Below are 7,791 nucleotides of genomic sequence, written 5' to 3'. Positions count from 1 at the left end.
CAGATTTTTGCAACAGAGCCGAATCTATGACCTTTAATTACTTGTGTCAATAAATAGGCGGAGTTACTTTATTCTGACAGTTTTTCATTATCTGACCTGACGTCAGGTTAGGGTTACTTTACTTTGACATAAGCTGTAATGTTACTTAAATAGCCTTGCTATTTTTAAATAAAAAACAATGGATTAAAAATTCATCGACAACTTTCAGAGGAAAAAAAGATACATCTGTTTTAATTTTGATGACTAATACGGCAGTATAGGAATGCATTCATTTTTCTTTATTAAAGCGTTAAATTTAAATATAAGGATAAGTATAAATGAAAAAAAAAGAACCTGATCAGCTTCGAAGATTGTTAATAAAAGCTCCACTGGTTGCAGCACCGTTAATGGCAACGCTATTTGCTACTGCAAAGGATAAAATGCTATCTTCGATGGGGGCTGAGACCCATGCTACTTCCAGCGTTCCCTCAGCCAGTCATACATTACTGCTGAAAAATGCCGACGTAGTTGTGACCATGGATGATAAGCGCCGGGAAATAAAGCAGGGATGCGTCTATATTAAAGGTAATACGATTGTTGCGGTTGGGACGGCGAAAGATGTTCCCCAAACAGCAGACCGCATTATTGATCTCAAGGGACACATTGTTATTCCTGGCCTTATCAATACTCACCATCATATGTACCAAAGCCTGACACGTGCGGTGCCTAAAGCACAAGACGGTGAGCTTTTTAACTGGCTGACTGTCCTGTATCCAATTTGGGAACGGCTCACACCAGAGATGATGAAAGTTGCCACTAAAACGGCAATAGCAGAACTGATGTTGTCGGGTTGTACAACCAGCAGCGACCATCAGTACGTTTATCCTAACGGAATTAAACTCGACCACAGCATCGAAGCCGCTCAGGAAATGGGAATGCGCTTTCATGCCTGTCGCGGCAGCATGAGCGTGGGCAAGAAGCAAGGGGGGCTGCCGCCTGACTCAATTGTTGAGGATGAGAAATTTATCCTCAAGGATACACAGCGGGTTATCGAGCAGTACCATGATGACCGTCGCGGAGCAATGGTGCGGATTGTTGTGGCGCCGTGTTCGCCGTTCTCCGTCAGCGAACAGCTTATGCGCGAATCGGCAAAACTGGCCAGAAACTATAAAGTCTCTCTGCATACCCATCTGGCGGAAAACGTCAGCGATATCGAGTACAGCAAAAAAACCTTCAATAAGACCCCTGCACAGTATGTAGAAGATCTTGAGTGGGTGGGCCACGACGTCTGGCATGCACACTGCGTAAAGCTTGATGACTACGGCATGAAACTGTTCGCCCGTACCGGCACAGGTGTTGCACACTGTCCGTGTTCAAACATGCGTTTGGGGTCGGGGATTGCTCCGGTACGCCATATGCTGGACAGCGGTATACATGTTGGTCTGGGTGTTGATGGTTCCGCATCTAATGACAGTTCTGACATGATGGCTGAAGTACGCCAGGCTCTGTTGTTGCAACGCGTTGGTTTTGGTCCTGAAGCATTGACCGCACGTGAAGCACTGGAAATCGCCACGCTTGGCGGTGCCAGAAACCTGAATCGAGATGACATTGGGGCTTTGGCACCGGGTATGATGGCTGACCTCGCCATATTCCGTCTCGACAGCATCGGTATGGCAGGTGCGTTGCACGACCCTGTAGTTGCACTGGTCTTCTGCAACACAGGTAAAGTGGCCTATAATATTATAAATGGGCGCGTTGTTGTAGAAGAAGGTTGTGTGGCAACGATCGATGTTCCAGTTTTGATTGAAACGCATAACAGGCTTGCTAATACGCTGGCTGTGGGCTGATAACTTTTCCCGGGTGGATATAAATTCTTGAGCTTTGGACTTTAAACACCCGGTTTTCATGATGTTAATGATTCTCCCATTTGTTTCGAGAACCCCGAAAGTGCCATTAGGATGAAGCAGGGGTAGGGAACGATGAATAGCCTCTATAATTGTAAGTGCTCGCAATCGAAATCCGCCCGACTCGCAATCAGCGTCAGTTTCGGCCCACATTAACTGCAAATGAAATTTGATATTGTCCTGATGCTGCCTGAGCCAATACTTAAGGAGATTTGTTCGTAAATACTTACAGGAGTCATGTGGTTGTGTATTTATTAACTTTTTGCAATGTATCATCACGTTAAACCCAGGCAACTCAACAATCAGGAGCACATAATGGAACAAAATAAATCAGCCCAGCTTTCACGCAGGACAATACTAAAACAAACACTCGCTGTTTCCGCACTTTCGGTCACCGGGCTGGGAGCCATGTCTGTGCCCTCCATATCTTTTGCTGCATCACTCAGCAAAGAAGAACGTGACAGTATGACGCCTCAGGCTGTCATTGAACATTTTAAACAGGGTAACCTGCGCTTCCGGGAAAATCGCCCGGCTAAACATGATTACTTGGCACAGAAGCGCAACAGTATTGCGGGTCAATATCCTGCTGCGGTGATCCTTAGCTGCATTGACTCACGTGCGCCGGCGGAAATTGTGCTGGATGCGGGGATCGGCGAGACGTTTAATTCCCGCGTAGCGGGTAATATCAGTAATCGCGATATGCTGGGCAGCATGGAGTTTGCCTGTGCTATTGCCGGTGCGAAAGTTGTGCTGGTTATGGGGCATACCCGCTGTGGTGCTGTTCGGGGTGCTATTGATAATGCTGAACTGGGTAACCTGACGGGCCTGCTGGATGAAATTAAACCTGCGATTGAAAAAACGGAGTACAGCGGAGAACGTAAAGGGAGCAATTACGATTTTGTCGATGCAGTAGCCCGAAAAAATGTAGAGCTGACCATTGAAAATATTCGCAAAAACAGCCCTGTACTGAAACAACTGGAAGACCAGAGGAAAATTAAAATCGTTGGCAGTATGTATCACCTTACTGGCGGTAAGGTTAAGTTTTTCGAAGTATAACTGAAGCAGTCCGAATCCGAAAACAGTCAGTCTCGCATTACATTAAGTGTATTAGCTCAGACCTGATCTGACAGTTACCGGTTATTTATACAGGTATCTGTCAGATTACATCTGGCTTAAATTTTTCTCAGCCCAGATACGCTTTCCATCAAGTAATGTTTCCATTGGCGTCCGGCCACAGCACATTTTCCCCTGATGAGTTCTCTCATTATTATAGTGAGCCAGCCATTCATCAAGATCCGATTGTAATGTATCAAGATCGCCATATAACTTTTTGCGGAACGTCACCTGATAAAACTCGTTCAGTATCGTTTTATGGAACCGCTCGCAGATGCCGTTGGTCTGTGGTGACATCGCCTTAGCTTTTGTGTGTCCGATGTCATTTATCGCCAGATAAAGCTGATAATCATGGTGGTCCACTTTGCCGCAATATTCTGTACCTCTGTCTGTCAGTATTCTCAGCATCGGCAGGCCCTGAGACTCATAAAATGGCAGTACACGATCATTCAGCAAATCAGCCGCTGTAATCGGCGCTTTGGTGACGTAAAGCTTGCAGTGAGCCACCTTCGAGTACGTATCAACGAACGTCTGTTGATAGATACGCCCGACACCTTTCAGGTTGCCCACGTAGAACGTGTCCTGTGAACCCAGATAACCCGGATGAGCGGTTTCAATCTCACCACAGGCTTCATCATCACTGGCTTTACGTTCCAGCGCTGCGATCTGGCTGTCAGTCAGTTCAATGCCGTCACGGGCCACTTTTTCTTCCAACGCTTTCAGGCGTTTTTTGAAGTTCTCAAGGTTATGACGTAACCAAACGGAACGGACACCGCTACCGGAGATAAAAACGCCCTGTTTGCGCAGCTCGTTACTGGTCCGGTGCTGGCCGTGAGCCGGGAACTCAACGGCATAATCAACAACAGCCCGCTCAGTGGCATCATCGATACGGTTCTTAAGGTTTGGTGCGCGACGACTCCGGTTTATCCGCGCATCAACACCCACCTTGCGGGATTCCGGCTCCCGGGCGAACCGACAGTATTGTTCCCAGGTGCACATATCCCTCACACCTTCCGGGGAGATATTTGTCAGACAGTCCTCCAGCCGGGAGTGTTTGTAGTGGATCGGTAATTCAGGACACCTCGAAATCCTGTTAATGTTAAAACAGTGAAAATGAGGTGATGCATGCTCAAAACTCGTCGGACTAAACGCATCTTTTCCCCGGAGTTCAAGCTTGAAGCTATCGAGCAAGTGGTTAAATACCAGCACGATGTCAGAGAAGTCGCGCTGGCACTTGAGCTCAACCCTGACCATTTGCGCAAATGGATACGTCTGTATAAGCAAGAACTTCAGGGTATTGAGCCCACTGGTAATGCCATTACCCCTGAACAGCGAGAAATCAAGCAGCTTAAAGCGCAGATAAAGCGTCTTGAGATGGAAAAAGAAATCCTAAAGCAGGCTGCCGTGCTGATGAGCGAAATCCCCGGCAAGCTGTCGCGCTAATCACACGGCTGAAAGCAAAGTGGCCAGTGCGGATTCTTTGTCATTTATTCGGTGTTCACCGTAGCGTTTATTACGCGCAGGTGAAGCGTCCTGTTAATGTGCAAAGAATTGAATTACGAAGCCGGGTGAGGGCTTTCTATGCTCTCAGTCGTGGCGCTGCCGGTAGCCGGGCAATCAGCCAGATGTTGCGCCAGAGTGGTGTTGATGCAGGCCGGTGGCTGGCACGACAACTGATGCGGGAATGCGGGCTGACAAGTCGACAGCTGGTTAAACATCGCTACCGGGTAAACGAAGACAACAGTCCGCCATTGCCAAACTTACTGAACCGCCAGTTTAACCCCACCGCACCAAACCGCGTCTGGTGCGGCGACATCAGCTTTATTCGCCTGCGGGACAGATGGTGTTATCTCGCGCTTGTTGTTGATCTATATTCACGTCGGATTATCGGTTCAGCCCTTTCATTAACCGCTGATGCTGATCTGGCGTGCAGGGCTTTGCGTAATGCTCTGGAAACACGACCGCGTGATGGCCGTCTGCTGTTTCATTCAGATCAAGGTGTTCAATATAAAAGCAATAAATACAGAAGGTTACTCTGGCATTATGGGGTAATGCAAAGTATGAGTCGCAGAGGGAATTGCCTGGATAATTCGCCGATGGAAAGAGTCTTTCGCAGCTTTAAAAGTGAATGGCTTCCGAAAGGTGGTTATGGTGATTTTGGCCATGCAGTACGCGATATAAACCAATGGATAAATGGTTATTACAACGTTTATCGACCTCATACAAACAATGGTGGTTTATCGCCTTGCTTGCATGAAGAAAAGTGGAAACAGGTTATTCCGGTGTCCTGATTTTGTGATCCACTACAGTTTCTCGCTGCGGTGATGCTGCGCGTTATAACGGCTCAGATAGTTCCAGAGCCATTCGTTGGCCTGCAGCTCCGTTTCCGGTTTATGAAAATGGTACAGAGTTTCATGCGCCTCCTTGACGGTCCTGAAAGGACGCTCGACTTTACCTTTGGATCGTGCTGTCGTACGGGTGCCGTCCTTGCCTGCCGGCGTATGCGTCAGCCAGTCAACCTTCAGGGACTGCATCACGTTCTGGAAGACATGGCTTTTGGCCACCGGTCCGTTATCGAGGTACAGCATTTTCGGGCGGCCCTGGAAAGGAAAATCAGTCCTGGCTTTTGGTGCCATGGCGTTAAAGAGAAAACGCAGCGCTGATTCCGCATCCTCGCCGTACACACACCGGTATTCCTGGTATGCGACACCACTCCGGTCATCCACCACGCTGAACAGCATCAGCGTGGGTTCGCCGCGGGCAGGATCTACCCAGTCAGGTCGTTCAATATGTTTGAGGTCAGATGGTGACATATCAAACTGCCAGCAGTCATTGCTGTGCTGGGATTCAAATCATTCCGTCGGGCGCAGACGATATTAACGGGTATTGAGTTGGTACACATGATACGTAAAGGGCAACTCCAGTATCCATCCGGAGAGCGTTTATCACCGGCGGAACAATTTTATTTATTGTCTGCCTGAAATATCGGCCGCGGAACGTTTGCTAACTTCCTGGCGTTAATGCGACAGAGCTACTCACACCCCTACAATAATTTTCGATATCCAAACTGACCCAAAATAAGGCGAGGAGTTTGGAAAAAATTGGCACGGAACTCCATACTGGGCTATACTAATTTTCCCATTATATAAAAACATGAGGTTTTTGTGATGATTAAACAATTTAAAAACAGTAATGGTCTTAATCCATTAGGTCCATTAGATAATGGTAGCAATAGTTCCCCTTCTGAAGAAAATGGCTGGATTTATATCAATGAAGGTGATGCCTATCTTTATGGAACAGATAAATTGACAGTCACTCAAGCAGACACACAAGGGGCAAGAGTATTATATCGCGCACTGAATAATAAAGGTGATAAAACTCTTTATCTTGTTGCCTTGAAAGAGGATAGATCTATATATGGCGGCTATATGGAGATTGAGGAAGGCACAACTGCAATAGTGGATATCTTAATCCATGCCTCATGGAATCCCGAGGGAGGACGGTTTATTATTGGTGTAACCGATTATGCTGGCGCGCCAAACAGAGTTAAATTTATTGGAAAAACTATTTTATTTAAAGTTGTTCCAGATATATGTAATATGTAGTTTTTTCCAAAAGGTGATACCTCAACATCCTCTTCACTCTGAAGAGCGAAGAGGTATCTAATTGGTTGAATTCGATGTATAATGCTCCCTTTACGTTCATGGTTAGGAAACTGAATCATCGTTTTAGAAATTTCCTGACCATGAGTTTTTTGCCGGATGTCCACTTATGGCATGCAAACGGCCAAGTTAGGGTAAAAATGCTGTTTACGGCGAATTTTTAACCTGAAACACATTTTTCAGATGCACTTATCCTGCAGACTGCGCCAGCAACCATCGTTTACGGTCGATACAGTACAGTCTCCGCCACTAACGCCGACGCGTGCCTGCGCGCTAACAAAACGCAGCCGGTTCCCGCACAGGATGCATTTGTACGGATCCGTGCGCAGAAATTCTTTCATCAGCGCGGCGAAGCCCGGTTGCTCCGGTTTTTTCCTCGCCTCCATCTCTAGGGCTTTGTACACTTTCGACAGCAATTCACCCCGCTTCCTGTTGGACAAAAAGCCGTAGTAGGGGTTTGGGGAGTAATGGAACAGTAAACACCTTTAAGTGGTCACTTTAAATGACCATTTATTTACTAATCAATTGATTACTCATTTCCATTAGATACTCTAAGCTCCCCTTTTCTCACAAGCTCTCGTACCGTGAATAAATAGAACATCTTCATTTCAACGTGACTATGGAAGCTATGGGTCAGCTACCACGGGGTCTTTACCCAAAGCCACTTCGATGAGCTAGAAAATTTTAATATTTCTTTGCAAGGCAGAAAGCGGTTCATTCTTTTTCCTCCTGGCCGCAGAGATTACTATCCTGCAGGGCTTCGGCGATAAATCGCAGGCCTTTGATTTTGACCATATCGACCCGCAGCGTTTTCCCCGGTTGGCGGCAAAAATCCCGCAGCGCCGCGACTTTATTTTAGAGCCCGGCGAGATGCTGTATTTGCCGCTGGGGTGGTGGAACCAGGCCGAATCTTTAGACGACCTGAATATCAACGTTAATTTTTGGCTGTGGGATCTGAAAATCCTGCGCCGCCCTTATGTTTTCTACTCCGCGCTCTACACGGCGGCTTACCGAAAGTTTAAAGGCATCTACAACTATCAACCAGAACCCACCAAGAGGAAGGGGCACTGTTGCAAAGTTCGTGACGAGGTAGCCTTTTATCTTATTTAAAGGCCTTACATTTCAAAAACTCT

General features: G+C 46.9%; 5 protein-coding genes and 5 pseudogenes. 7 read left to right on the top strand and 3 right to left on the bottom strand.

Annotated features, from left to right (window positions below; genetic code table 11):
- Positions 1–431: 431 nt before the first annotated feature.
- Positions 432–1,826, top strand: coding sequence for an 8-oxoguanine deaminase (locus AB1287_RS20360; protein ID WP_435618899.1), 1,395 nt, complete (start codon positions 432–434; stop codon positions 1,824–1,826).
- A gap of 372 nt (positions 1,827–2,198) precedes the next feature.
- Positions 2,199–2,939, top strand: a complete 741-nt coding sequence (locus tag AB1287_RS20355) for a carbonic anhydrase (protein WP_435618897.1) — start codon at positions 2,199–2,201, stop codon at positions 2,937–2,939.
- Between the two features lie 105 nt (positions 2,940–3,044).
- On the opposite strand, the pseudogene AB1287_RS20350 reads toward AB1287_RS20355, so the two are convergent.
- Positions 3,045–3,938 (bottom strand): annotated as a pseudogene (locus AB1287_RS20350) (IS481 family transposase); the annotation flags it as partial.
- Between the two features lie 183 nt (positions 3,939–4,121).
- On the opposite strand from AB1287_RS20350, the gene AB1287_RS20340 reads away from it, so the two are divergent.
- A protein-coding gene (locus AB1287_RS20340; protein WP_435618896.1) for an IS3 family transposase occupies positions 4,122–5,287 on the top strand; the annotation gives its coding sequence in 2 pieces (ribosomal slippage) (positions 4,122–4,386 and positions 4,386–5,287; 1,167 coding nt in all).
- Between the two features lie 18 nt (positions 5,288–5,305).
- Here AB1287_RS20340 and AB1287_RS20335 read toward each other — a convergent pair.
- A pseudogene (locus AB1287_RS20335) lies at positions 5,306–5,848 on the bottom strand (IS481 family transposase); the annotation flags it as partial.
- On the opposite strand from AB1287_RS20335, the pseudogene AB1287_RS20330 reads away from it, so the two are divergent.
- Both AB1287_RS20330 and AB1287_RS20325 read left to right on the top strand, forming a co-directional pair.
- A pseudogene (locus AB1287_RS20330) lies at positions 5,834–5,977 on the top strand (IS6 family transposase); the annotation flags it as partial. The pseudogenes AB1287_RS20335 and AB1287_RS20330 sit on opposite strands and share 15 nt — an antisense overlap.
- A gap of 183 nt (positions 5,978–6,160) precedes the next feature.
- Entirely contained in the window at positions 6,161–6,601 is a 441-nt protein-coding gene (locus AB1287_RS20325; RefSeq protein ID WP_435618895.1) for a hypothetical protein, read from the top strand.
- Positions 6,602–6,847: 246 nt separating this feature from the next.
- On the opposite strand, the pseudogene AB1287_RS22495 reads toward AB1287_RS20325, so the two are convergent.
- Positions 6,848–7,113: pseudogene (locus AB1287_RS22495) on the bottom strand (IS91 family transposase); the annotation flags it as partial.
- Positions 7,114–7,332: 219 nt separating this feature from the next.
- Here AB1287_RS22495 and AB1287_RS20320 point away from each other — a divergent pair.
- Positions 7,333–7,428: pseudogene (locus AB1287_RS20320) on the top strand (cupin-like domain-containing protein); the annotation flags it as partial.
- Complete coding sequence (locus tag AB1287_RS20315; protein WP_435618898.1) at positions 7,388–7,768, top strand: cupin-like domain-containing protein; 381 nt, start codon at positions 7,388–7,390, stop codon at positions 7,766–7,768. The pseudogene AB1287_RS20320 and the gene AB1287_RS20315, both read left to right, overlap by 41 nt.
- The last annotated feature ends 23 nt before the right edge of the window (positions 7,769–7,791 follow it).

Source organism: Scandinavium sp. UTDF21-P1B, from assembly GCF_040750395.1.
Taxonomy (GTDB): Bacteria; Pseudomonadota; Gammaproteobacteria; order Enterobacterales; family Enterobacteriaceae; genus Scandinavium.
Note: the sequence above shows the minus strand (reverse complement) of the source record. Positions and strands in the feature narration are given on the sequence as shown.

Coding starts and splice junctions, on each gene's coding strand:
- AB1287_RS20360 (WP_435618899.1), top strand. CDS start 432: ATGGGGGCTGAGACCCATGCTACTTCCAGCGTTCCCTCAGCCAGTCAT.
- AB1287_RS20355 (WP_435618897.1), top strand. CDS start 2,199: ATGGAACAAAATAAATCAGCCCAGCTTTCACGCAGGACAATACTAAAA.